Source organism: Blastococcus sp. KM273129, assembly GCF_021698995.1.
In the GTDB taxonomy this organism is placed as follows: Bacteria; Actinomycetota; Actinomycetes; order Mycobacteriales; family Geodermatophilaceae; genus Blastococcus.
Map to the genome: position 1 here is coordinate 1 of NZ_SSXB01000190.1, position 529 is coordinate 529.

General features: G+C 76.6%; 1 protein-coding gene. It reads left to right on the plus strand.

All coding sequences use genetic code 11. The features are described 5' to 3' along the window. Positions 1-101 precede the first annotated feature (101 nt). On the plus strand, positions 102-497 hold the full coding sequence (locus E9565_RS21975) for an OpcA/G6PD domain-containing protein (protein ID WP_236836735.1): 396 nt from the start codon (positions 102-104) through the stop codon (positions 495-497). The last annotated feature ends 32 nt before the right edge of the window (positions 498-529 follow it).

The following is a 529-nucleotide window of genomic DNA, read 5'->3' on the forward strand; positions in this document are numbered from 1 at the left end:
CTGCGAGTGGTGGGCGGCGGGAGGGTCAGTTCTCACGAGGTCCTCCCCGGTCGGACGTCGGTGGGCGCGGGCTCCCCGGCGTTCCGCTCCCCGTGGAGGCCGTGGCGCTGCGCCTGGACCAGGACGAGGAGGTGCGGGTCGCCGCCGACCACCGCGGCGGCGCGGTGATCTCGCAGCCCTACCGGCCCGACTCCACCGTCGCCCTGCCGGAGCGGGTGCTGGGCGACCTGCTCAGCGAGGAGCTGCGGCGGCTGGACCCCGACGAGCCCTACGCCGACGCGCTCTCCTCCGCCACCGGCATCGCCGGGCTGGCCGAGCGCGCGCGGTCCCGGCAGCACATCTGGTTCGACCCGGCCGAGAACGACGGCGACGAGACCGGCCCGACCGGCCCCACCGTGCCCGGCGACTCCGAGGACTCCGACGAGGTCGCCCTCCACGGGGAGCGGAACGCCGGGGAGCCCGCGCCCACCGACGTCCGACCGGGGAGGACCTCGTGAGAACTGACCCTCCCGCCGCCCACCACTCGCAG